The sequence below is a fragment of the Brevibacterium sp. ZH18 genome (assembly GCF_022748595.1).
In the GTDB taxonomy this organism is placed as follows: Bacteria; Actinomycetota; Actinomycetes; order Actinomycetales; family Brevibacteriaceae; genus Brevibacterium.
Genome location: NZ_JALDSX010000056.1, coordinates 1 through 23458, shown reverse-complemented (window position 1 = coordinate 23458; position 23458 = coordinate 1). Strand labels below are relative to the sequence as shown.

22 protein-coding genes, 1 pseudogene and 1 other annotated feature are annotated in these 23458 nt (G+C 63.9%); of the genes and pseudogenes, 12 read left to right on the top strand and 11 right to left on the bottom strand.

What is annotated here, in order from left to right:
• Positions 1-35: 35 nt before the first annotated feature.
• Positions 36-698 (top strand): uracil-DNA glycosylase family protein, encoded by a 663-nt coding sequence (locus tag MPN20_RS17575; RefSeq protein WP_347566840.1) that lies wholly within the window; start codon positions 36-38, stop codon positions 696-698.
• A 10-nt stretch (positions 699-708) separates the two neighbouring features.
• Here MPN20_RS17575 and MPN20_RS15300 read toward each other — a convergent pair whose 3' ends face one another.
• The 3 genes from MPN20_RS15300 to MPN20_RS15290 form a co-directional block, all read right to left on the bottom strand.
• Positions 709-1212 (bottom strand): DUF2254 family protein, encoded by a 504-nt coding sequence (locus MPN20_RS15300; protein ID WP_242783524.1) that lies wholly within the window; start codon positions 1210-1212, stop codon positions 709-711.
• 107 nt (positions 1213-1319) lie between these two features.
• The gene (locus MPN20_RS15295; RefSeq protein WP_242783527.1) at positions 1320-2180 is read right to left on the bottom strand and encodes a 3-hydroxyacyl-CoA dehydrogenase; all 861 of its coding nucleotides are present in this window, start codon (positions 2178-2180) and stop codon (positions 1320-1322) included.
• 348 nt (positions 2181-2528) lie between these two features.
• Positions 2529-2906 carry a hypothetical protein gene (locus tag MPN20_RS15290; protein ID WP_242783523.1) on the bottom strand — a complete coding sequence of 126 codons (378 nt, stop codon included), beginning with the start codon at positions 2904-2906 and terminating at the stop codon, positions 2529-2531.
• Between the two features lie 200 nt (positions 2907-3106).
• Here MPN20_RS15290 and MPN20_RS15285 point away from each other — a divergent pair, with 200 nt between their 5' ends.
• Together MPN20_RS15285 and MPN20_RS15280 are read left to right on the top strand one after the other, a co-directional pair.
• Entirely contained in the window at positions 3107-3760 is a 654-nt protein-coding gene (locus tag MPN20_RS15285) for a hypothetical protein (protein WP_242783522.1), read from the top strand.
• Between the two features lie 985 nt (positions 3761-4745).
• The gene (locus MPN20_RS15280; protein ID WP_242783521.1) at positions 4746-5963 is read left to right on the top strand and encodes a hypothetical protein; all 1218 of its coding nucleotides are present in this window, start codon (positions 4746-4748) and stop codon (positions 5961-5963) included.
• Between the two features lie 325 nt (positions 5964-6288).
• On the opposite strand, the pseudogene MPN20_RS15275 reads toward MPN20_RS15280, so the two are convergent.
• Together MPN20_RS15275 and ychF are read right to left on the bottom strand one after the other, a co-directional pair.
• Positions 6289-7545 (bottom strand): annotated as a pseudogene (locus tag MPN20_RS15275) (IS3 family transposase).
• Positions 7129-7257, bottom strand: a sequence feature (AL1L pseudoknot). Its footprint overlaps the pseudogene before it by 129 nt.
• Before the next feature lie 443 nt (positions 7546-7988).
• Positions 7989-9074 (bottom strand): redox-regulated ATPase YchF, encoded by a 1086-nt coding sequence (gene ychF, locus MPN20_RS15270; protein WP_242783520.1) that lies wholly within the window; start codon positions 9072-9074, stop codon positions 7989-7991.
• Between the two features lie 73 nt (positions 9075-9147).
• Between ychF and MPN20_RS15265 the strand changes: the two genes are divergently transcribed.
• Complete coding sequence (locus tag MPN20_RS15265) at positions 9148-10314, top strand: DNA recombination protein RmuC (RefSeq protein WP_242783519.1); 1167 nt, start codon at positions 9148-9150, stop codon at positions 10312-10314.
• 53 nt (positions 10315-10367) lie between these two features.
• On the opposite strand, the gene MPN20_RS15260 is transcribed toward MPN20_RS15265, so the two are convergent.
• Positions 10368-11426, bottom strand: a complete 1059-nt coding sequence (locus MPN20_RS15260; protein ID WP_242783525.1) for a 4-hydroxy-3-methylbut-2-enyl diphosphate reductase — start codon at positions 11424-11426, stop codon at positions 10368-10370.
• Between the two features lie 154 nt (positions 11427-11580).
• On the opposite strand from MPN20_RS15260, the gene xseA reads away from it, so the two are divergent.
• Both xseA and MPN20_RS15250 read left to right on the top strand, forming a co-directional pair.
• Positions 11581-12876, top strand: coding sequence for an exodeoxyribonuclease VII large subunit (gene xseA / locus MPN20_RS15255; RefSeq protein ID WP_242783518.1), 1296 nt, complete (start codon positions 11581-11583; stop codon positions 12874-12876).
• Positions 12877-12932: 56 nt separating this feature from the next.
• A complete protein-coding gene (locus tag MPN20_RS15250; RefSeq protein WP_242783516.1) occupies positions 12933-13169 on the top strand; it encodes an exodeoxyribonuclease VII small subunit in 237 nt (78 codons plus the stop codon).
• A gap of 69 nt (positions 13170-13238) precedes the next feature.
• On the opposite strand, the gene MPN20_RS15245 is transcribed toward MPN20_RS15250, so the two are convergent.
• The gene (locus MPN20_RS15245; protein ID WP_242783514.1) at positions 13239-13808 is read right to left on the bottom strand and encodes a DUF4245 domain-containing protein; all 570 of its coding nucleotides are present in this window, start codon (positions 13806-13808) and stop codon (positions 13239-13241) included.
• 198 nt (positions 13809-14006) lie between these two features.
• On the opposite strand from MPN20_RS15245, the gene glpX reads away from it, so the two are divergent.
• The 3 genes from glpX (at position 14007) to MPN20_RS15230 (ending at position 17284) form a co-directional block, all read left to right on the top strand.
• Positions 14007-15131: a class II fructose-bisphosphatase gene (glpX, locus tag MPN20_RS15240; RefSeq protein WP_242783513.1), complete on the top strand. Its 1125-nt coding sequence runs from the start codon at positions 14007-14009 to the stop codon at positions 15129-15131.
• 71 nt (positions 15132-15202) lie between these two features.
• On the top strand, positions 15203-15829 hold the full coding sequence (locus MPN20_RS15235; protein ID WP_242783511.1) for a carbonic anhydrase: 627 nt from the start codon (positions 15203-15205) through the stop codon (positions 15827-15829).
• Between the two features lie 51 nt (positions 15830-15880).
• Complete coding sequence (locus tag MPN20_RS15230) at positions 15881-17284, top strand: class II fumarate hydratase (RefSeq protein WP_242783509.1); 1404 nt, start codon at positions 15881-15883, stop codon at positions 17282-17284.
• 123 nt (positions 17285-17407) lie between these two features.
• On the opposite strand, the gene MPN20_RS15225 is transcribed toward MPN20_RS15230, so the two are convergent.
• A complete protein-coding gene (locus MPN20_RS15225; protein WP_242783507.1) occupies positions 17408-18715 on the bottom strand; it encodes a PhoH family protein in 1308 nt (435 codons plus the stop codon).
• A gap of 215 nt (positions 18716-18930) precedes the next feature.
• Complete coding sequence (locus tag MPN20_RS15220) at positions 18931-19692, bottom strand: isoprenyl transferase (protein WP_242783505.1); 762 nt, start codon at positions 19690-19692, stop codon at positions 18931-18933.
• Between the two features lie 253 nt (positions 19693-19945).
• Here MPN20_RS15220 and MPN20_RS15215 point away from each other — a divergent pair, with 253 nt between their 5' ends.
• Positions 19946-20725: a hemolysin III family protein gene (locus tag MPN20_RS15215; RefSeq protein ID WP_242783504.1), complete on the top strand. Its 780-nt coding sequence runs from the start codon at positions 19946-19948 to the stop codon at positions 20723-20725.
• A gap of 82 nt (positions 20726-20807) precedes the next feature.
• Here the strand turns inward: MPN20_RS15215 and MPN20_RS15210 are convergent, their stop codons facing one another.
• A complete protein-coding gene (locus MPN20_RS15210) occupies positions 20808-21146 on the bottom strand; it encodes a hypothetical protein (protein ID WP_242783502.1) in 339 nt (112 codons plus the stop codon).
• Complete coding sequence (gene mca, locus MPN20_RS15205; RefSeq protein ID WP_242783500.1) at positions 21143-22135, bottom strand: mycothiol conjugate amidase Mca; 993 nt, start codon at positions 22133-22135, stop codon at positions 21143-21145. Before mca ends, MPN20_RS15210 begins: the two co-directional genes overlap by 4 nt.
• Before the next feature lie 124 nt (positions 22136-22259).
• Between mca and MPN20_RS15200 the strand changes: the two genes are divergently transcribed.
• Together MPN20_RS15200 and greA are read left to right on the top strand one after the other, a co-directional pair.
• Positions 22260-22685: a DUF4307 domain-containing protein gene (locus MPN20_RS15200; protein ID WP_242783498.1), complete on the top strand. Its 426-nt coding sequence runs from the start codon at positions 22260-22262 to the stop codon at positions 22683-22685.
• 207 nt (positions 22686-22892) lie between these two features.
• On the top strand, positions 22893-23387 hold the full coding sequence (gene greA, locus MPN20_RS15195) for a transcription elongation factor GreA (RefSeq protein WP_242783496.1): 495 nt from the start codon (positions 22893-22895) through the stop codon (positions 23385-23387).
• Positions 23388-23458 lie beyond the last annotated feature (71 nt).

Sequence of the window (23458 nt, the reverse complement as noted above, 5' to 3'; positions counted from 1 at the left end):
CGGGCCCGGTCCCGAGGCGCGCCTAGGCTGGTCTCATGTCGCCCACCGCTCCCCTCGGCTCCGAATCCCGCCTGCCCGCCGCCTGGCGCCCCTGGCGCCGGCCCTCGCCGCTGGCCGGTGCGCGGCCCACGCCGGCCCAGCTCGCCGCGGCGGCGGACGGCCCGGCTCGCGACGACGTGCTGCCGCTGCCCGGCGATGCCGAGTCCGCGGGCCTGGTGCGCCTGCTCATCGTGGGCATCAACCCGAGCCCGTGGACGACCGCGGTCAACGCCCCCTTCGCGCGCCCGGGCAACCGCTTCTGGCCCTCGCTCGCTGCGGCCGTCATCCTCCCCCGCACCGTCGATGCCTCGCGGGGGCTGAGCCCGGACGACGAGCGCCTGCTGGCCGAGCGCGGGATCGGGATCGCCAACCTCGTGGGACGGACCACGGCGCGCGCCGCCCAGCTGATGCGCATGCCCCACGTGTCCTCGCAGTCGAGCAGGCGCGGGATGTTGACGGCGAGCACGACGTCCCCCGCGGGGCGCGGCGGCGCCGGCAAACCGGGCGGCCGCCGGCGGCGGTGCCGGTGGCGAGCTCCGCGGCGCGGGTGTGGAAGCGGGCCGGGTCGTAGCGGGTGGAATCGCGGCCCTCAGCGGCGAGGTGGCGCAGCAGCGCGCCGGGGCCGAGCAGCCGGCACACGCGCACGGCGACCGCGATGAACATGACGCCTCAGCCCACGGTGATGGCCACCGCGCCGACGGTCGAGGCCCAGGGGCGATAGGCGTCCCCGCCCACCGCGATCGAGAGCGCGATGAGGAACGCATAGGCGAACGTGCCCACGAAGCAGCCCAGCCCCCACTGCATGACGCGACCGGCCTGGAATACCGGCGAGATGCGCACCGACAGGGCGGTGACGCCCAGGCTCATGGCGGCCGTCAGCGCGCTGAAGACGAGGCCGGCCAAGGTGACCATGGCCCCGGAGATGATGCCCAGCAGCGAGCCCACGCCCCCCGCGTCGAGCTGCGGGTAGTGAAGCGGCGGCGCGAGCGCGCGGTCGGGGGCAAGCAGCACGGCGCCGAGTGCGAGGGCGAGCAGGAAGAGGCGCAGGGGGATGCCCCACATAGTGGGCACGCGGGCGTGGCGGCACATGGCCGCCCATGCGCGGCGGTCGGCGGCGGTCTCCCGGCGGGCCGGGCCCGCCTCGGTATCGCCGTCCCTCAGCGCTGCACCCACACGAACCTCCTCGCGACCGGGCCGCCCGGCGGCGCGCCCGCCGCACCGTGTCGCGGCAGGTCGAGCCTACCGAGCGCGGCCCACCTCCACCACAGAGCGGGCGGGACTCAGCCCTGCGGGTCGTCGTAGAAGCCGCCGCCCGCGCCGGCGCCCATGCGGCCGCGGTCGATGTAGTGCTCCTTGAGCCAGGCGGCGAGGCGCTGGCTGTGTTCATCGCCGCTCGACAGGATGTTGTAGGCGGTGCCGAGGCCCACGACGTCGTAGATCTGGAACGGTCCCATGGGCGCGCCCGTGGCGATCCGCCAGACGTTGTCGACGTCCTCTGGCTGTGCGTAGCCGCCCGCCGGCAGGTCGAGGGCCGCATTGAGGAAGGGCACGAGCAGCGAGTTGAGCACGTAGCCGGGGCGCTCCTTGAGCACGGGGATGGGCACCATGCCGATGGCGCGGGCGAACTCCACGACCGTGTCGAAGACCGCGGGGCTCGTCTCCGCCGTGCCCATGACCTCGGCGGTGTTGAACTTCCAGATCTGGTTGGCGAAGTGCAGGGCGAGGAAGCGGTCGGGCCGCCCGGTGAAGTCCTTCATGTCGCTGGGCAGCAGGGTCGAGGAGTTCGTCGCGAAGATCGTGTGCTCGGGGGCGAGCGCCGCGAGCTTCTCGTAGGTCTCGCGCTTGATGTCGAGGCGCTCCGGGACGGCCTCGATGATGAGATCGGCATTCCCCGCGGCCCGCGTGAGGTCCGTCGTCATCGCCAGGCGCTCGAGCGCTGCCTGTGTGCTGGCCTCGGTGGCGCCCTCGACCTCAGCCCGGTAGGCGGTGACGAGCGCGTCCAGGCGCTTGCGGCCGGCGCTCAGGGCCTCGTCGCCGATGTCGTAGACGGTGACGTCGAAGCCGGAGTAGGCGGTCTGGTAGGCGATCTGGGCGCCGAGCACTCCGGCGCCCAGCACGGTGACGCGGGCGATGTCGCTCATGGTGTTCCTCCTCGATGGGCCGCCGGGGGCGGCAGCCGCGCAACCTGCGCGCCTATTTTTGAGTGTACTCATTTTTCCACGCTCGGCAAGGGCGCGGCCCGGCGCCCGCTCCCCTAGCGTCCGGGGCTACTTCCGCAGCGCGCGGCGGCGAACCGCGCCCGGTCGGCGGGCGCGACCAGCCCGGCAAGCGCCTCGGGCTCGGCTGGCAGCCCCGCCCGGCGCGCGCCCTCGAGCGCCTTGGCATCGAAGAATCGAAGACCGGCGGGAGGGACCAGATCCCCTGGACCTCGCCCAGGAAGATCTGCGCCCCGGTGGACCCGATTTCGGGAAAGGGGCGCAGCAGGCGGCTCAGGGCCGCGGGCTCCGCGTGCCCCGCTGCGCGCAGCCGGCGCAGGTCACCGCCGTAGTCCGCGAGCAGCTGCTCGGACATGCGGCCCAGGCGGGTGGCAGTGCTCTCGTCGTAGCGGCGGTAGCCGGCGCGGCGACGCGCTGGCAGTGCGTCGAGGCGCGCATGTGCGCGGGGGTGGTGAGGCCGGCGTCCCACAGCTCACGCGCTGCGGCCACCGCGATGTCCGCCCCGATCCGCGCGGCCAGGAGGTTGGCGAGCACGAGCAGCTGGAAGAGGGGCGCGGGGCGATCGGCCAGATCGATGCTGGCCTGCTGGACGTAGGTGGTGCCGTGCTCGTCGATGAGGTCGCCCGCGATGCGGGCGAGGGGCTTCGCCATGGCGCCCACCCTAGGACAGCCCCCGCATCGTTGGTGGAGGTCGCCTTGAGGCAGCACTGCGACTACTGAAGTACCTGCGCGATACGAAAACGACGTTCTCCATCAAGTCCGTGCTACTCACAATCCTAGTCGGTAACTCCATCGAGAGCTGGCGCTCCGCGGACGATCCGGAGTAATACGGCGACATCGCGACAGCGCTCGTGCACGTCATCGAAGACCTCAACGACTACCTTCAGTCCAACCCGACGATGCCGTCGATTTACGATCCGGCAAGCACCGGCCGAGATTTCCGGGCACGATGGGACCAGGATGGATGCTCGAACTTCCGGGCCCAGATTCTCCACTACGCCACGAAGATGCGGGAGGCGTACGACGCTGAGACTGTCAACGACTCCGTGGCAGCCTGGCAGGACGCCTTCGGACCGTCGTTCAATAAGCCGGCTGTCGAGGCTGCGCAGAAGTCGTTGCCCGCCGAGCAGTTCATCGACACAATGCTCCGCATTCCGATCCGATTGGAGAATCGCGTCACCTTGTTCGGAAGGGTCCGCCGCGCCGGAGTTGTACGAGCGTACGACCTACCCCGCCGCGAAGACCGAGTGCAGAAGGATCGAACAATCGACTTCGAATTGCGAGACCTAGATGTCACAGGACCTTACGAGGTCTATTGGAAAGTGAAGAACCACGGTTCGGAAGCTGTCCAGGCAGGCCAGCCACGTGGTGACGTCATAGTGGGCGGGGACACCCGATACGAGAGCACGGCGTTTGTGGGGAGCCACTACGTCGAGATGTACATCGTCCAGAACAACGTCTGCGTCGCCAAGGATCGCCAACCAGTGATCATTCAACCGCGCTGAGACGCTCTCCAACATCCACCGTCGCCAAGACCTTGGCAACGATGCCGCCGAGGTTCTTGTCCGTCTAAGGAGCGGCCTGCTTGGCCTTCGCCCGTCTGACAGCCCACCGGGGACAATGGTGGTGTGAGCAGCTCCAACTTCTTCGACAGGTTGCTTGCCGATACATGAAATTGCTCGTCCCCACGCCAGAGGTTAGATTGAAAACCTAAACTCCACCGCGTTTCGACACTTACGGCCATCTGACCTGAACATTCTCCGGGATCTTGTGACTCGACGGATCCGCGGAAGCTAGAAATTCAGGCCGAGGTCTACGCCGATCCATCGCTTGATCTCACGATTGATCGAACTATCGATATCGAAGATGTCAAACTCCTTGTACAGACGGTGAACCACGTCTGAGGGGACCCGCGGCAACCGCTTCTCCTTCAAGAGCAGCATTCGCTTACCTTCGCCTGTGACCGCTGGGGGCTCCACCTCCGACTAGAGGCGCAGCATCCTACCCCTCCCGACGTACGGCCTATTCAGCGGAAACAAGCGTGGGCAAGAGCCCAATTGATGAGCTCGCAAGAAGCACTTTCTGCAAAGGCCTAGCGTCAATTTGAGATAAGAGCCCTACAACCTCTGTCAGTCGCGAAGCAGAGAGGCTCAAGAACTCCTCCAGGACGACCAACTCTGACTCCGCAACATCGGTCCGAACCCTACTCGTGAGTGCGTCAAACCCGCGATCAAACTTCGGTCCTGGTTCAGAAAATGCCCGGACATCCATACTGCCCGTATAGGCATAGCAATGTTTGTTTCCGGCATCAACCAATCCAAGATCGCTCGGCAGCGGGAACGCGCTATTCACATACATGCCGTCATTTCGCGCGTAAGTAGTCAACTCGCCTCTGGCCAAAAATGCTGGTGCCGCATAGAATACCGTTTCACTGGCAATCATAGAAACCGGTGGGAGCACGCGAACTGACAACGCGGAAGGAGTCGACTTTTGACGACTCACAAGAGTGAACCCATCGGGACGACGCAAAGCGCGACGGGGGAGGTAGTGGTCGGGGTGGTGGCCGATCCGGTCGCCACCGCCCTGACAGTCGCGAAGCATCTCGAACGGGAACTGCCTGGCCTACTCGCCGAGCAGCTCTCTGTCGGTCACTGGAGAGTGGAGGTGCACCGCGAGAGGCTGCCTCCCAGTGACGAGAAGCGGTTTGAGATGATGGACCTGGCAGCCGAGCGTAAGCGGGAACACGGCTGGGACCTCGCGGTATGCGTGACCGACCTCCCACTGGTGATCGACCGGCGCCCCGTCGTCGCTGACGCCGACCACAGTCGGAACGTGGTGGTGGTTTCACTGCCGGCCTTCGGGGCCATGAGCCTACGAAGGCGAGTTTCAGAGGTGGTGACACAGCTCATTGGGGACGTGCGCGGCGGGACCACACCGAAGGACGGGTCCCAGGCGCATCGGCGGTCGCGGGTCCCGGCTCTGGGCGGCGCCTTCGAGCGGACGACCCCAGACCAAGACGGGGTCGACGTCCGTATCTTCGCGAACCGCGGGCGTCTGCGGCTGCTCGTGGGAATGGTCCGGGATAATCGTCCGTGGCGGCTGGTCTCCGGTCTCCGAGCGGCGTTGGTGGGAGCGTTCGCGTTCAGCGCGTTCTATCTGTTGAACACCACGCTGTGGGAACTCGCACTCACCATGGCAGCGTGGCAGCTGGTCGCCGTCGTCGTTGCCTCAATTACGGCGATGATCACTTGGCTCATCGTCTATCACCGCCTCTGGGAACGAGCCAAAGATCTGCCGCCGCAGGAACGTGAGCGAACGGTGCTGTTCAACGCGTCGACTGTCTTGACCCTCGCTATTGGGCTGACGTACGGCTACGCGGGGCTGTTCGTCCTGAACCTGACTGCCGCGCTGATCGTTTTCACTCCGGAGGTGTTCAGTCAGTACGCCGGAGACGAATACGGACTGGGCGAGTATCTCCTGGTGACCCTGTTCGCGACCGCCGCTGCGACGATCGCGGGTGCGATTGGGTCTGGCTTCGAAAGTGAAGAGTCGGTGCACGAGGCCGCCTATAGCTACCGGGAGCGCGCACGGCGCGAGGCGCGGCGCCGCTCACGCAGCGCAGCGAACAATGACAGCGCGGTCCACGGCGCGGCGCAGAACGACGACACATCTCGTGCAGAGGACTCCGATGCAGGGCCGGACCACTGAGGAGGCACTAGGTCGGAGGTTGCTGGTGGGGCTGAAGTTCTTGGCGTACGTAAGCCCTGCCCGAACGAATGCTCGTTGAGGGATCCCTCAACGAGCTACTACTTTCGTTTTTGGTACGACATAGAAGCGATCACCATAGCCATAGGGACTGACGCACGTGTAGTTGTCACATGATCTGTGGCGCTGGAGAGCGTTGCAGGGAAGGATGTGCACCATGCCTGCTCCCTATCCCCAGGAGTTCCGGGACGACGTCGTCCGCGTCGCGAGGAACCGTGAACCTGGCCAGAAGCTCGCTGTGATCGCGAAGTGAATCGCCCCGGGTGTGTTAGAAGCTCGCAAGTGCCGCGTCGGCGGTCGCCGGCACGGTCTGGTGGTGATAGTAGATGTGCTCGAGCTCGACGGGCGGGATCATGCCGATCTCACCGTGGAGTCGCCTGTGGTTGAACCAGTCGATGTATTCAGCGGTCGCGATCTCCAGGTCGTCGATGCCCTTCCAGGGGCCGCGGTTGCGGACCAGCTCGGCCTTGAACAGCGAGTTGAAGGTCTCGGCCAGAGCATTGTCATAGGAGTCGCCGGTGGAGCCAACGGAGGCGACCGCGCCGGCTTCGGCGAGCCGTTGCGTGTAGCGGACGGCGACGTACTGGACGCCCTTGTCGCTGTGATGGGTGAGCCCGGAGACCTCGTGACCAGCGTGCTCACGAGTCCAGATCCCCATCTCCAGCGCGTCCAGGGCGAGGTCGGTCCGCAGCGACTTCGATAGCTGCCAGCCGACCACACGGCGGGAGACCACATCGATGACGAACGCGGCATACACCCAGCCCGCGAACGTGCGGCAGTACGTGAAGTCCGCGACCCATAACTGGTTCGGGGCCGTCGCCGTGAAGTCGCGTTCGACCAGGTCACTACGGGAATCTGGACCGTCGCCCGGAGCCGTGGTGCGTGGGCCCTTCTCTCGGCTGATGCCGCGCAGCCCGTCGGCTCTCATCAGCCGCTCCACGGTACAGCGCGCGACCGAGATGCCCTCTCGGCGCAACTGAGCGTGGAGCTTCTTCGCGCCGTAGACGCCAAAGTTCTTCGCGTGCACGCGGCGGATCTCGACCAGAAGCTCCTCGTCCCGGATCGCCCGTTTCGAGGGTGGTCGGGTCTTGAAGGCGTAGTAGGTGCTCGGCGCGATCTGGGTGCCCGCTGCGGTGAGCGTGCGGCAGATCGGCTCGACGCCGAACTCGTGCTTGTGCTGGTCAATGAACTTCACGATCAACGCTGTGGGCGGTCGAGCTCCGCTGCGAAAAAAGCCGAGGCCGACCCCAAGATCGCGTTAGCCCGGCGCAGCTCGTGCACTTCCCTTCTCCAGCTCAGCGAGTCGTTCGGCGTCACTGGTCGTGGTCCCAGGCCGTTGGCCCTCGTCGCTCTCGGCCTGCACGACCCAGTTCCTCAGAGTCTCGGGATTGATCCCGAGCTGCTCGCCCACACGACGGAACGCGCCTGACTTCGTCGCTGGATCCTGCCGCGCGTCCACGACCATCCTCGTGGCCCTCTCCCGAAGCTCATCGGGGTACTTCCTCGGTGCTGCGATGCTCCTCATCCTCCCGTGGATTCAGAGCCTCCACCAGACCCGGGGCGATTCAGAGGCAGCGTCCACGCTCCGCTGACAATCATCTGCGTGGCGATCACGGAGACGAAGTACACGCATCGGGAAGCGACGATGCCACCACAGCAGTACGCCCACCACGGCGTTAGCGACGACGAAGACGACAGGGCCCTGGGCGGAAGAACCCCCCTCGACAGCCGGAGAAGTGAGTGCGGTCCAGAGGAAGAAACCGCCGATAAGCCCGGCCGCCAGCGTGACCGCGGCTACGGCTATGCGCTCGCTGCGGCTCGACGGGTTTTCGCTCATAGGAACATTCTCGCCGCTGTTCCTGCGCAGGCGCGTCTGTCCTCCGACAGATATTTCCCGCTACGACCGTCCGTGGGCCGGCTCAGGAGAGTCGGTCGGCCGTGGCAAACCCGTGGTCCTGCGTGGCCAGCTCACACATTGAAGCGGAACTCCACAACATCCCCATCGACCATTACGTATTCCTTGCCTTCCATCCGAACCTTGCCGGCGGATTTGGCGGCAGCCATGGAACCGTTGGCGTCCAGGTCGTCGAAGGAGACGACCTCAGCCTTGATGAAACCCTTCTGGAAGTCCGTGTGGATGACACCGGCGGCTTCGGGGGCAGTTGCGCCCTTCGGGATAGTCCACGCCCGTGATTCCTTCGGCCCTGCGGTCAGGTATGTCTGCAAGCCGAGCGTATCGAAGCCGACGCGTGCCAGCTTGTCCAGACCGGCCTCTTCCTGCCCGGTCGACTCGAGCATCTCGCGCGCTTCGGCCTCGTCGAGCTCGGCGAGCTCCGACTCGAATTTCGCGTCGAGGAAGATCGCTTCGGCGGGAGCCACCAGGGCACGCATGGCGTCCTTCTTCTCCTCATCGCCCAAGATCTCATCGTCGACGTTGAAGACATAGAGGAATGGCTTGACGGTCATCAGCTGCAGTTCGCGCAGCTCGGTGACGTCGAACTTGTCGGCCTGCATCGCCTGGTAGAGCGTCGTTCCGCTCTCGAGGATCTCCACGGCTGCATCGATCGCGGTCAGCTGCTCGGCAGGTGCACGCTTGATCCGCACGTCCTTCTCGATCCGGGGGCGAGCCTTCTCCAAGGTCTGGAGGTCCGCGAGGATGAGCTCAGTGTTGATGGTGTCGATGTCGTCGGCCGGGCTGATCTTGCCCTCGACGTGGATGACGTCGTCATCGACGAATCCGCGGATGACCTGGCAGATCGCCTCCGCCTCGCGGATATTGGCGAGGAACTGGTTGCCTAGGCCTTCACCTTCGGACGCACCGCGGACGATTCCCGCGATATCGACGAAGTCGACGGTCGCATTGAGGATGCGTTCAGACCCGAAGATCTCCGCCAGCCGCGTCAGCCGGGCATCCGGCAGCGGCACGACGCCTACGTTCGGCTCGATCGTCGCGAACGGGTAGTTCGCCGCGAGCACCTGGTTCTTGGTCAATGCGTTAAACATGGTCGACTTGCCGACGTTGGGCAGTCCCACGATTCCAATAGTTAGAGCCACGGTAGCCAAGTCTATCCCGGCGCCGAGGTGGTCCCCGAATTCTCGTGTCAGTGCCGTCTGTCACGCTGATGTCATGAATGCTTTCCCCGCCTCAGGTGTCATCGTCGCCCTCATCGTGGCGATCGTCGTCAGCCTCGTCATCGGCTTCGTCCTCGGCCGCACGCTGACCCGTTCGCGCTATGTCGAGCGGCTGACCCGTGCCGAAACCACGTCCCGGATCCTCTCGGACAGAACTGAGGATCTGGAAGCCGATGCTCAGATGGCCGGCGAGATCACCGCCGCCATCGGCCCACTGGCTGCGAGTGTGAGACATCTGCATGAGAACCTCCAATCCCAGGACCGGACCCAGATCGAGCAGATCACTCGACTCAATGCACAGATCGGGCACCTCAGCCAGCAGAACCTGAGACTGCAGGAATCGACCGGGTCGTTGGCCAATGCTCTCAACTCGACGACTCAACGCGGCGATTGGGGCGAGGTCCAGCTCAAACGGATCGTCGAATATGCCGGCCTGCTCCCCCACGTCGACTTCGACACGCAGGTCAGCAGCACACGCGACGGCAAACGGCACCGGCCCGACATGACCGTCAATCTGCCGGGCGGCGGAACGATCATCATCGATGCCAAGACTCCGCTGTCGGCACGCATGGACGCCGACGATGCAACGGACGAGGACCATGCTCGTGCTTTGCTGCGCCATGTGGATTCACTGGCGTCGAAGGAATATTGGAAGTCATTCGAGACGGCACCGGACTTCGTGGTCTGCTTCATCCCCACTGATGGTCTGCTCTCTGCCGCCGCGTCCACATATCCGAAGATGATCGACCATGCTCTCGGCAAGAACGTCGTGCTCGCGTCTCCCGCGACATTGCTCGTCCTGCTCAAGACCGTGGCTTTGAATTGGCGGCAAGCGGACATGAGCACATCGGCGAAAGAGGTGCTCAAGCTCGGCACGGAACTCTACGAACGGGTCGGAACCCTGGTCACTCACGTGAGCCGAATGGGATCGAGTCTCGACCGGTCGGTCGAGGACTACAACCGCTTCGTCTCCTCATTGGAGTCGAGATTCCTCGTCACCGCGCGGAAGTTCCCTTCGACGGGCATAGTCTCCGACGAGCTCGAATCGGTGGCGGAGCTCGATTCGCGCAGCCGGGGAGTCAGCGCCGAAGAATTGGTCCGGCCGCGATTCGGCGAATTAGATCCGACGAGTCTGCGCAATCGCCAGACTGGAACCGACTGATACTCAACGCTCTGCAATCGCAGTCGTTGATCACCGGCCCTCAGCTGACCGCCTCAGATGAGGTCGTGGTCGCGATCGGCGCCGTCACGCTTGTTCGAAGTCTTCTTGCCCGCAGCCTTGAGATCCTTGCGCAGTTCGCGAGGCAAGGAGAACATGATGTCTTCCTCCGCCGTAACGACTTCCTCGACCGAGTCGAAGCCGTACTCGGCCAACAGCTTCAGAAGGTCCTGGACCAACCCTTCGGGAACACTGGCTCCCGAGGTGACACCAACAGTTGCGACATCGTGGAACCAGGTTTCATCGACCTCGCGAGCAAAGTCGATCCGATGAGCGTCTTTGGCACCGTGTTCAAGAGCAACTTCGACCAAGCGCACGGAGTTCGACGAGTTCGCAGAACCGACGACGAGGACGAGATCAGCTTCGGGGGCGATCTTCTTCACAGCCACCTGCCGGTTCGACGTGGCATAGCAGATGTCATCGCTTGGAGGGTCCTGCAGGTGGGGGAACCGTTCCCGCAGGATATCGACAGTAGCCATCGTTTCGTCGACACTCAACGTCGTCTGTGACAGCCAGATCAGCTTCTCTGCATCGTCGATCTCGACAGTCTTGGCTTCTTCAGGGTTCTGGATCAGCGTGATGTCATCGGGAGCCTCACCCATCGTGCCCTCGACCTCTTCGTGACCGGCGTGACCGACAAGCAGAATGTGGTAGCCCTCGCGGGCGAAGCGTACGGCCTCGCGGTGGACCTTCGTGACCAAAGGACAGGTGGCATCGATGGTGGCCAGATCACGGGCAGCCGCCTCGGCGTGAACAGCCGGGGACACACCGTGGGCGGAGAACACGACTCGGGCGCCTTCGGGGACCTCGTGGGTCTCGTTGACGAAGACCGCACCTCGCTCAGACAGGGTCTCGACCACGTGCCGGTTGTGCACGATCTCCTTGCGCACATAGACGGGAGCACCGTAGTGCTCAAGCGCGCGCTCGACAGCGATCACCGCCCGGTCGACACCGGCGCAGTATCCACGCGGGGCCGCCAGCAGCACTCGCTGGTCAGCGCCCTCGGGCTTCCGGATCTCCTCCGGATCGAGGCGCTTGCGCGGAATCGTTGGCATAGGTACAGATACGGCAGTCACATCACCAGTGTAGGCCGGGGACCTGAACAGGGGCTACAAAGGTGAAGCACTCCACATCGGCGGGATCCGGCGAGGCGAAGGAATCTCATGTCCGCACCGTTCGTTAGGCTAGGGGTTCGGAAGGGGAGATCACATGGCGCAACGAATTTCGGGCACTCCCGGGACTCTCGGCGAATCGGTCGCACCTCAGGAACCGGCCGCCACGGCCGCTGAGACGACGGCCGAGAACCCGTGGCCCCTGAGCCTGCTCTCAAGCAAGATGAAGTCCTACATCGACCGCATGTCGAGCGTGTGGATCGAAGGCCAGGTGGTCGAACTCAACCATCGAGGCAAAGCCAGCTACCTCACGCTGCGCGACACCGATGTCGAGATGTCGCTGCCGGTCCAGATCTGGAAGAACGTCCTCGACCGCACCGGAGCTCCACTGTCCGAGGGCAGTCACGTCGTCGCCAACCTCAAGGCCGACTTCTGGACCAAGACCGGCCGCCTGACGATGCGGGCCAATGACATCCGGGCCGTCGGCCTCGGCGAGCTCCTCGCCCGCCTCGAACGGCTCAAGAAGCAACTCGCTGCCGAAGGTCTATTCGATCCCAATCTGAAGAAGCGCCTGCCGTTCCTGCCCAACCGCATCGGGCTCATCACCGGCCGGGACTCGGATGCGCAGAAGGACGTCGTCCGCAACGTCCATCTGCGCTGGCCCGCCGCCGAGTTCGAGATCCGCAACTGTGCTGTGCAGGGACCCGACGCCGTCCCCGGTGTGATGAAGAACCTCGCCGAGCTCGATGCCGACCCGCAGATCGACGTCATCGTCATCGCCCGCGGCGGTGGAAGCATGGAAGATCTGCTCCCGTTCTCCAACGAAGCTCTCGTGCGAGCCGTCGCAAATGCGAACACTCCCGTGGTCTCGGCCATCGGCCACGAAGCCGACCGGCCGATCCTCGATGAAGTCGCCGACCTGCGCGCTTCGACTCCCACAGACGCCGCGAAACGGATCGTGCCCGATGTCGCAGAGGAGAACATGAATCTCCTGCGCGTCCGCGCCGAACTCGACGCCGCGGTCAACCGGATCATCGACCGCGAACAGGAGATGCTCACCGCGGTGCGGTCGCGACCGGTCCTGTCAGAACCGCAGACGATGGTCGCCGCCCGTGAGGACGAACTGCGGATGATCCGTCGCCGCAGCCTGCAAGCCACGACGAGCCTCATGCTCCAGGGTCAGAACGAAATCAACCATCTGCGGTCCCAGGCTCGATCGCTCTCGCCACTGCGCACGCTGGAGCGCGGGTACGCCGTCGTCCAGAATGACGACGGCCAAGCCATCAGGGAATCCGCCGAGGTCTCTGCCGGCACGTCGGTCCACGTCCGGGTGGCGCACGGACGATTCGACGCCGACGTGACAGCCACAGACGATACCCACGACAACACCTGACTGCCCCAGACGCACATTCGGCACACCATCACACACCACGAATCACGGAGGACACCATGACCGAACCAACCGCAGCCCAGGATCGCCCCGACGTTGCCACTCTCAGCTATGAGCAGGCCCGCGAAGAACTCGTGACGATCGTCAAACGACTCGAAGCAGGCAACCTCCCACTCGAAGAGTCTCTGAGTCTGTGGGAGCGCGGAGAAACGCTGGCCGATCGCTGCCAGGCATGGCTGGACGGAGCACGCGAACGCCTCGACAAGGCACGCGAAGAGTCCTCCGACGACGACTGAGAAGCCGAAGCTCAAACCTCATCCGAGATTCTCGGCTGACCTGCGCAAGCGAACGGGTCAGTCCTCTGCTCATTTGAGCTGGTCGGCCACCTGTTCAGCGAAACCGTTGATGGTGTCCGGGGTCGCGATCGCAGTGATGACGACGGAGACGCCGCCCTTCGACGTCGTCCAGTATTCCTTGGCATCTTCGGTGCGATAGATCTGGAATTCAGATCCGCCCGCCTTGACGGTCTCTGCCGCGACGGCATCGCCGACCTTCTTCTTCGCCCACCGCTCGCTGGCCTTCGCCTGTTCAACTGACACCCACTGCTGCTGAGTGCCGATGAAGGACATGTACCAAGAAGTCGTGTCAGAGTCGCCGATGCGGTCGAGGCTCGCCTCGTTCGACGTCCACCCGGTTGGGATCTGCGGAACGATGAGGTCGAAGTCCGCACTGTCCTGCGACTGTTCGGCCACGGCTTGGTAGTCGACGACGCGTTCGGAGTCCACATTCGGCTGCGGAGCGATCAGCAAGATCACGACGACGACGGCCAGACAGGCCAGAATCGCGATGATCATATTGACCCAGTTCGAGTTCTTCCGCAGGAAGCGCATCTCTTCCCTAGATCCCGGGAGCATCACTCCCGACTCGTCAGACATGGACACTCCCTCTGAACCCGCGCCCGTGCGTGTCACGGCCGCCTGCGGACCCACCTCGTCGATATCGATTTGGGCATTCACATCGCCATTGTCCTCGTCGTCGGCCCCCAGGGCCAATTCGTCACTTCGGAACGTGGCGGAGGGCACAACCACGGACCGATGTCCGTGCCGCCGTCGCAGGGTGGCACAATTGGAGACATGAGTGACTCCAAAGAACCCGTTGACGTGAAATCTCATCATGACCGAGGCCGAGTGGACGCTGTGGCTCCACCAGTGGCGGTGACCGACGCCTGGTCCCAGAAAGCACAGGTCGGAGCCGACGCGCCGGACCGCAACCTCGCCCTCGAACTCGTCCGAGTCACTGAGGCCGCTGCCATCGCCGCCGCACCGTGGGTGGGCCGCGGAGACAAGAACGCCGCCGACGGTGCCGCCGTCGCAGCGATGCGCAACGTCATCTCCACCGTCCGCATGGCCGGCACCGTCGTCATCGGCGAGGGTGAGAAGGACGAAGCACCCATGCTCTTCAATGGCGAGCAGGTCGGCGACGGCGAAGGCGCACACTGCGACGTTGCCGTCGACCCGATCGACGGAACCCGCCTCACTGCTCTGGGCATGCCCAACGCAATCTCGGTGATGGCTGTCACCGAGGACGGCGCGATGTACGACCCATCCGCGGTCTTCTACATGGAGAAGCTCGTCACCGGCCCCGCTGCCGCCGACGCCGTCGACCTGCGCCTGCCCGTAGCGGAGAACATCCGCCGCGTCGCCAAGGGCAAGGGCACGAACGATCCGGCTTCGGTCACGGTCATGATCCTCGACCGTCCTCGTCACCAGAAGATGATCGACGAGATCCGCGCGGCCGGTGCCCGCATCCAGCTCATCACCGATGGCGACGTCGCCGGCGCCATCGCCGCCTGCCGTCCCGGAACCGGTGTCGACATGCTGATGGGAATCGGCGGCACCCCCGAAGGAATCATCACCGCCTGCGCCATCAAGGCACTCGGCGGAGTCATTCAGGGACGCCTGTGGCCGCAGGACGACTCCGAACGTGAGGCAGCAGCCGCAGCGGGACTCGACGTCGACAAGGTACTCAACACCGACGACCTCGTCACCGGTGACAACAGCTACTTCGTGGCCACGGGCATCACGAACGGCGACCTCCTCGACGGAGTGAAGTTCGAAGGCGGCCACGTGACCACACATTCGCTGGTCATGCGCTCGAAGTCGGGCACGGTGCGGTCCGTGTTCGCCGAGCACCAGGCCGCGAAGACGCATTCCTATGTGGAAGCTGCTGAAGAGGCGGCTCGCCGCGGCCTCATCTGATTCCACTTGGCCACCCCGGAATCCACCGGAGCGGTGCCCTCGCCTCATCACCGGAAGTAGGTTCGACACCGATGCCCAATCAGGCATGGCAACGTCTGCTGGAAGGCAATCGACGTTTCGTCGATGACGTTCCGCAGCACCCCAACCAGGACACTGCCCGACGTGAAGCGCTGTCGAACAACCAGAAGCCCTTCGTCACTCTGTTCGGCTGCTCGGACTCGCGGGTCGCCGCAGAGATGATCTTCGACGTCGGCCTCGGCGACATGTTCGTCGTGCGCAATGCTGGCCAGGTGGTCGATCCGGTGACCTTGGGCTCCCTCGAGTACGGGGTGGAGCTGCTCGGCACTCCCCTGCTGGTCGTCCTCGGACACGACAGCTGCGGCGCGGTCACAGCAGCATATGACTCCTACGACACGGGCGAGACTCCCCCCGGATTCATCTCCGACGTCGTGGCGAGGCTTCTGCCGACTGTGGCCAGGGCCCGCAAGAACGGTCGCACGTCGGTCAATCAGACCGTTGCGCAGAACACCATGGACACCGTCGAGAAGATCATGCAGCTCTCAGCCATCATCTCGAAGGCAGTCGAGGACGGCCGACTCATCATCGTCGGCCTCACCTACCAACTGCACGACGGTCGCACGACCGTCGTCGCACAGCACGGGGGCGACGAGGCAGCTGTCTCAACCTACGCCCTCTGAGCATGGCCAGATCATGGTCAAACACACCATCACCTGTCGGAAAGGACAACTATGAGCGAAGAATTCCGCATCGAACACGACACCATGGGTGAAGTCAAGGTTCCCAAAGATGCTCTGTACAGCGCGCAGACCCAGCGTGCGGTGGAGAACTTCCCGATCTCCGGCAAGACTCTGGAATCGGCTCACATCGCCGCACTCGCCCAGGTGAAGAAGGCCGCTGCGAAGGCCAACCTCGAGCTCGGCGTCCTCGACGCTGATCGGGCCGAAGCCATCCAGAACGCTGCTGACGCCGTCATCGCCGGCCAGTACGACGCTCACTTCCCCATCGACGTGTTCCAGACCGGTTCGGGCACTTCGTCGAACATGAACACCAATGAGGTCCTCGCCTCGCTGGCCACGAAGGCGCTCGAGTCGAAGGACATCAACGTCCACCCGAACGACCACGTCAATGCTTCGCAGTCCTCGAACGACGTCTTCCCCACGTCCGTCCACGTGGCTGTCACCAAGGCTCTGGTCAACACTCTGATCCCGGCCATGGAGACCCTGGCCACCTCGCTCGAGAAGAAGGCGAAGGAATTCGCCTCCATCGTCAAGTCCGGCCGCACCCACCTCATGGATGCCACTCCGGTCACCCTCGGCCAGGAGTTCGGCGGTTACGCCGCTCAGGTCCGCTACGGAATCGAGCGCATCCAGGCTTCGCTGCCGCGCGTGGCCGAGGTTCCCCAGGGCGGAACCGCGGTCGGCACCGGCATCAACACGCCTGCCGGATTCTCCGCCCGCGTCGTCGAGATCCTCGCTGAGGAGACCGGCCTGCCCATCACCGAGGCACGCAACCACTTCGAGGCTCAGGCCAACCGTGACGGCCTCATCGAGGCATCCGGTCAGCTGCGCACGATCGCCTACGGCTACATGAAGATCTGCAACGATCTGCGGTGGATGGGGTCGGGACCGAACACCGGCCTCGGCGAGATCGCCATTCCCGACCTGCAGCCGGGCTCGTCGATCATGCCGGGCAAGGTCAACCCTGTCATCTGTGAGGCCACCATTCAGGTCGCCGCCCAGGTCATCGGCAATGACACGACCGTGGCGCTGTCCTCGACGAACGGTGCCTTCGAGCTCAACGTCGGCATCCCCGTGATGGCGTCGAACCTGCTCGAGTCGATTCGCCTGCTCGCGAACGCTTCGACCGTGATGGCCGAAAAGATGATCGACGGACTCAAAGCCAACGAGGAGCGCGCCCGCTTCCTCGCCGAGGCGAGCCCGTCCATCGTGACCCCGCTGAACAAGGTCATCGGCTACGAATCGGCTGCGAAGATCGCCAAGCACGCTGTCGCGAACAAGATGACCGTGAAGGAAGCCACCATCGACCTCGGCTTCGTCTCGAACGGCTCCATCACCGAGGCTGACCTCGACAAGGCGCTCGACGTGACCACCATGATCGGCGACTACAAGTAAGGCTCGATCACAAAGTCGCTTCCGACTGCGCGAGGGCCCGGCTGCCAGGACATCACATCCTGGCCGCCGGGCCCTCGCATATTCACCGTGATCGCACTGGTGGGCCGCTGAGGCCGTTGCGAGTCACACCTGGAAAGGGTCGAACTCCTCGAGCACCTCGGTGACCAGAGCGGCGATCTCCGAGCGTTCCGACCTCGTCAGCGTCACGTGGGCGAAGAGCTCATGTCCTTTGAGCTTCTCGATCACCGCCGCGATTCCGTCGTGGCGGCCGACCCGCAGGTTGTCGCGCTGTGCGACATCATGGGTGAGCACAACCTTCGAGTTCATGCCGATGCGTGAGAGCACGGTCAGCAGGACATTGCGTTCCAGCGACTGAGCCTCATCGACGATGACGAACGCATCATGGAGCGACCTGCCCCTGATGTGCGTCAGCGGCAGCACTTCAAGGAGTCCCCGTTCGACCACCTCGTCGATGACGTTCTTGCTGACCAGCGCGCCAAGGGTGTCGAAGACCGCTTCGGCCCACGGGTTCATCTTCTCCCCCTCGCTGCCGGGCAGGAAGCCGAGGCTCTGACCTCCGACGGCATAGATGGGGCGGAAGACCATGATCTTCGAGTGCTTGTTCTCCTCGAGCACCTTCTGCAGTCCCGCCATGAGGGCGAGTGCGGACTTCCCCGTTCCGGCTCGACCTCCCAAGGACACGATTCCGAGAGCATCGTCGAGGAGCATGTCGATGGCCACCCGCTGTTCGGCCGACCGACCGTGGACTCCGAAGATGTCACGATCACCGCGCACCAGAGACACCCGATTCCGCGGCCGGACTCGGCCCAGGGCAGAACCACGCGGCGAGGAGATGACGACCCCGGTGTTGACGATCTCATCGTCGACCGCCTCCGTCGTGATCTCTCCTGCGTTGTAGAACTGCGACATCTCCTGATCGTCGAGGGAGAGTTCGCTCATCCCGGTGAACCCGGAGTCGATAGCGAGCTCAGCCAGATACTCTTCGGCAGGCAGCCCGAGGGCTGAGGCCTTCACCCGCATCGGCACGTCCTTCGTCACCACGATGACGTCGTGACCCTCCGCGGCGAGGTTGCGGGCCACAGCAAGGATTCGGGTGTCGTTCTCCGAACGGTCGAAGCCGATCGGCATGGTCGAAGCGTCGATGTGATTGAGCTCGACACGCAGAGTTCCGCCGGCGTCGCCCACGGGAATCGGCTCATCGAGTCGGTCGTATTCGGAGCGGAAGTCGTCGAGTATGTGCAGTGCTTTTCGGGCGGTGAATCCGAGCTCCGGGTGATTGCGCTTGGCCTCCAGTTCGGAGACCACGATGAGCGGGATGACGATGTCATGCTCCGCGAATCTCAGCAATGCTCCCGGATCCGAGAGCAGCACCGAGGTATCGAGAACGTATGTGTGAACCTTTTCGGCCATGGGGACCCCTGTGGCGTGAGTTCCGCCGAGATCCGAGTCCTGACATCCCCCGATCCCGGGTTGGTGTCGACCAACTACTGCCAACCTAACCCCGAATCACTGCACCGTGCGCACCGGCACGCGCGTTCGGGAAAGTCGCGGTCGTGAACTTCCCATGAATGGAGACCGACGTGCTGCCGCCGTTCCCGCAGACAACGCCCCAGAAGGTCTGAGACCTACTTGCCGAAACGCCGCTGCCGGAGGCCGTAGTCGCGGACCGCGCGGAGGAAGTCGGTGCGGCGGAAGTCGGGCCAATACGCTTCGCAGAAGTAGAACTCCGAGTACGCGCTCTGCCACATCAGGAAGCCTGAGAGTCTCTGCTCGCCCGATGAGCGGATGATGAGGTCAGGATCCGGCTGACCCTTCGTGTAGAGGTGCTCGCCGATCTGCTGCGGTGAGAGTTCGGAGATGATCGTCTCGAGATCGGTGCCCTCGTCGGTTCGGGTGCGCAGCAGAGACTTCACGGCGTTGACGATCTCCTGTCGCCCGCCGTAGCCGACCGCGACGTTCACTCGCATGCTGCACTCCCCCGCCGAGGTGGCCGCTTCCAAGCGTGCGCGCAGGTCCGGTGGCAGAATGTCCAGGTCCCCGACCAGCTGCACCCGCACGCCGTTGAGGGCCGCGATCTTCTCGACCAGATCGGAGATGATCTCGATGAGGACCTCGACCTCCTCGGCGGATCGGGAGAGGTTCTCCTTGGACAGGACGTAGAGCGTGACGATATCGACGTCGATCTCGTCGCACCAGCCGAGGAACTCGACGATCTTCTCGGCTCCGGCCCGATGCCCATCAGCAGTTGTCGCACCGAATTCCTTCGCCCATCGCCGGTTGCCATCAGTGATGACACCCACGTGCCGGGGCACAGGCACGGACTTGTCGAGCTCGCGCAGGAGCCGCCGCTCATAGAGACGGTAGAGCAGGCTCACTGGTCGGGCCACACTGACCTCTTTCACACTGGTTTCCGGTCGGGTCGAACACCCTCCAGAGTACTATCTCACCGGCATCTTCACTGCGCCGACGCCCGGTGACATCAATCGCGGATCCGGCTGGGCGTCATCAGGACCTCCAGCTGTCACCGGCGGCGCATGGGCCTCTGGACGAGTTGTCAGGTGCTATCGATAAAATCGAAGGATGAACGGTTCTGTCACAGATAATCCATCGCACGAATCCTCGCGCGGTTCCGAAAGTCAGATGGCAGCTGACTCCGCCTCCACCTTCGCTCAGGAGCCGAACACAGCGCCTGCCCCCGACACCACTGCCGCGTCGCAGGCTGACGTCTCGCCGCGCATCGCACGCAGACGGTCCGCACTGCGTCGAGAGCTGGGCAAACTGGCCGGCCAGGTCAAGCCCAAGCTGCGCGGCTGGTTCCACGCGGGGGCATTCCCCTTGGCCCTGATCGGCGGACTCGCCCTGGTCATCATCTCCCCGACCATCGAATCCCGGCTCGCGGCCGCAGTCTTCGCCGTCACCGGCATGCTGCTCTTCGGCACCTCGGCCGTCTACCATCGGGGCCGTTGGCGCACCCGCGCCCGCCTCATCCTGAGGCGACTCGACCACTCGAACATCTTCCTCATCACAGCGGGCACGTACACGCCTCTGGCTGTGCTCATGCTCAGGCAGGACCAGACGATCCTGCTCCTGTCCGTCCTCTGGGGCGCCGCCCTCCTGGGCGTCGCGTTCCGTACGATCTTCACAACCGCGCCGAGGTGGCTCTTCGTTCCCATCTACGTGGGCTTCGGGGTCGCCGGAGTCGGCTATATACCGCAGATGTGGGCAACCATCCCGGCCGTCGGCATCCTCGTCGTCGCCGGCGGCGTCTGCTATGTCGCGGGTGCGGTGATCTACGGGATCAAGAAGCCGAACCCGTCACCGAAGTGGCTCGGATTCCACGAGATCTTCCACATCCTCACCGTCTTGGGCTACGGCTGCCACCTCGCGGCACTCCTCGTCGCAGCGGTTGCCGCGTACTGACAGACCACGTACTGACCGACCGCGTACTGACAGACACAGTGAGGGTCTGCCAGCCGGACGACACGACGACAGCCGTCGACGACTAGAGCTCGGTCGGATCCTTTGGTGTGCGAGGGCCGTCCGCGGTTCCGCTCTCGGTCGAAGTCTCGGCCTCCGTAGTGGGAGCAGGAGTCTCCGGAGCATCAGGCCCGGACTGCTTCGACTGATTCGGCACCGCGTGCTTACGAAGGGGAATCGGGTACGCATCGCTGGTTTCGGAGCGAGCACGCACACGCCGGACGCGTTTGAGGGCATCACGAATGAGGAAGATCACCACGATGACGATGGCCAGGGTGACGACGAATCCGATCGTTCCGGGCGTCACCAGGTCCGGGTCGGGTGCGCTGTTCTCCGTCGCGCTCTGCGAGGCAGCCAGAATCATGCGATCTCACCTGTCACTTCTTCATCGTCAGTGTCGTCCGGGGAAGCAGGGAGCATGCCCTCTGCGGGGACCTTACGTCCATCATCCCATCGCACTGAGGCGAAGAGGTCAGTCTCCTGGAAGTCGACGCCCGGAGTCAGCGGGGTGCGCTCAGTATGGTCGACGGCCAATTCGAATTCCTCTGTCGGCCAGTACGTCCGTGCCGCCTGACGCGATGCGGAGAAGAAACCGCCCTCGGGGTCGATCTGCGTGGCATGGGACAGAAGTGCGCGATCGCGTGAGGGGAAGTGCTCCTTGCAGTCGATGCGCGTGCTCAGCCAATTCGCACGCTGATTGTCGCGTTTCTTGAAGTCTTCGAGGTGCTCCGCGAACGGCGACTCGAGGCCCGCCTCGGTCATCTTCTCGTGGATCGTCATCCACTTCTTCGCGGACAGGTCCTGGTTGTAGTAGACCTTCTGAACCTGCCACGCCTCACCCAGTTCAGGGTTCTTCAGCGGATCGGCCGCGGCAGCGACTGCGGCCATGGTCACTGCATGGTTCTTGATGTGATCCGGATGGGGGTACCCACCCAACTCGTCATAGGTCGTCACAACCTGGGGACGGAAGGTGCGGATGATGTGGACCAGCGGCAGCATCGCCACTTCGTCGGGCACGCGGTAGAAGCATCCGGGAGGCGTCTGGTTGTCGAAGTCGCCGTCGGGCAGACCCGAGTCGACGTGGCCGACCCACACATGCTCGGCACCGAGCGCGGCGGCGGCCGTAGCCATCTCCTCACGGCGCAGGCCGGCGATGTCGCGGCTGGCTTTCGGGCTCTGCAGCAGTGCCGGGTTGAGGATGTCGCCGGCTTCACCACCGGTCATGGTGGCGATGAGGACCCTGGCTCCAAGTGCTGCGTACTTCGCACTGGTGGCCGCACCCTTCGAGGATTCGTCGTCGGGATGTGCATGAACCGCCAGCAGACGAAGTCCATGGTACGGAAGCGAAGTCATGTTTCTTGGGTCCCTTTCGGTTCAGCCTGATCTCGACCCGGTTCCTGCGAAGCGGCTGAAATGATCGCAGAAGACGGATCGACTACTCTAGATTAGTGCGCGATGTTCTTAGATGAGGAATTCAATGACTGAGGTAACAGTGGATCAGCCACTGCATGATGACCGTTACGGCCATACCCGCAGACCCAGACGACGCCTGAGCAGACGAGCCACGATCATCGCCTCCATCATCGTCGCAGCCCTGATCATTGTGCTCGCCTTTGTGGCTTTCCGCCCGCAGACAAGCCCCACGACACCCAGGACTCTCAATTACTCAGTTGTCGACTCTTCGTCAACAAAGGTCACCGTGGCAATATTTCCTGATCAGGACCGGGATGTGCACTGCATCGTCCAGGCGACGAACGACTATGACGCGATCGTCGGCTTCACAGAGGTCATTGTGCCTGCCGATCCGAACGCAGATCCGAACTCACCCCGTCAGATGGACATCGATCTGGCCACCACGCAGCTCGCATCCTCCGGCCACGCCGACGCCTGCTGGTTCGAATAGAACAATGCGAACGGTGCTGCTCGACCGGCACCGGCAGAGCCCCGGAAAGCGCATCACAACAGATGTAGGAATGCGTGACTCAGGTCATCGTTTTCGGCAGCAGATGAGTTACACTGTAGTTTCATTCAACATCCGGGCGTTCCCCTACGCCCGGTTTTTCGTTGCCTGACGCGCCTGTCAGTGCACCGAACCGAAGAAGGAGAAGTCATGACCGAGGAAGTCACCCAAGACACAACATGGTTGACCCAAGAGGCCTTTGACCGACTGTCGAAGGAACTCGAACACCTCTCCGGACCGGGACGTGCAGAGATTGCTGAAAAGATCGAAGCCGCCCGCGACGAGGGTGACTTGAAAGAGAACAGCGGCTACCACGCGGCGCGCGAGGAGCAGGGCAAGCAGGAAGCACGCATTCGCCAGCTCGAACTGCTCCTGCAGTCCGCAAAGGTCGGTTCCAGCGAGAGCGACGGCAAGACCGTCTCCCCAGGTTCCGTCGTCACCGCGAAGGTCGCAGGAAACGAGATGCGATTCCTGCTGGGAAGTCGTGAGATTGCCGGCGATTCCGATATCGACGTCTTCTCTGAGAAGTCCCCACTCGGCGCTGCCGTGCTCGGCGTCACGGTCGGAGCCAAGACCAGCTACGAAGCCCCCAATGGCAAAGAGATCAAGGTAGAGGTCGAAAGCATCGAAGCCTTCTCAGGCTGACACGGCTGAGCTGTTCGGCTCCAAGACCGACGGCGACCAGCTGAACGCGAATAGAGCAGTGGGCGGGTGTG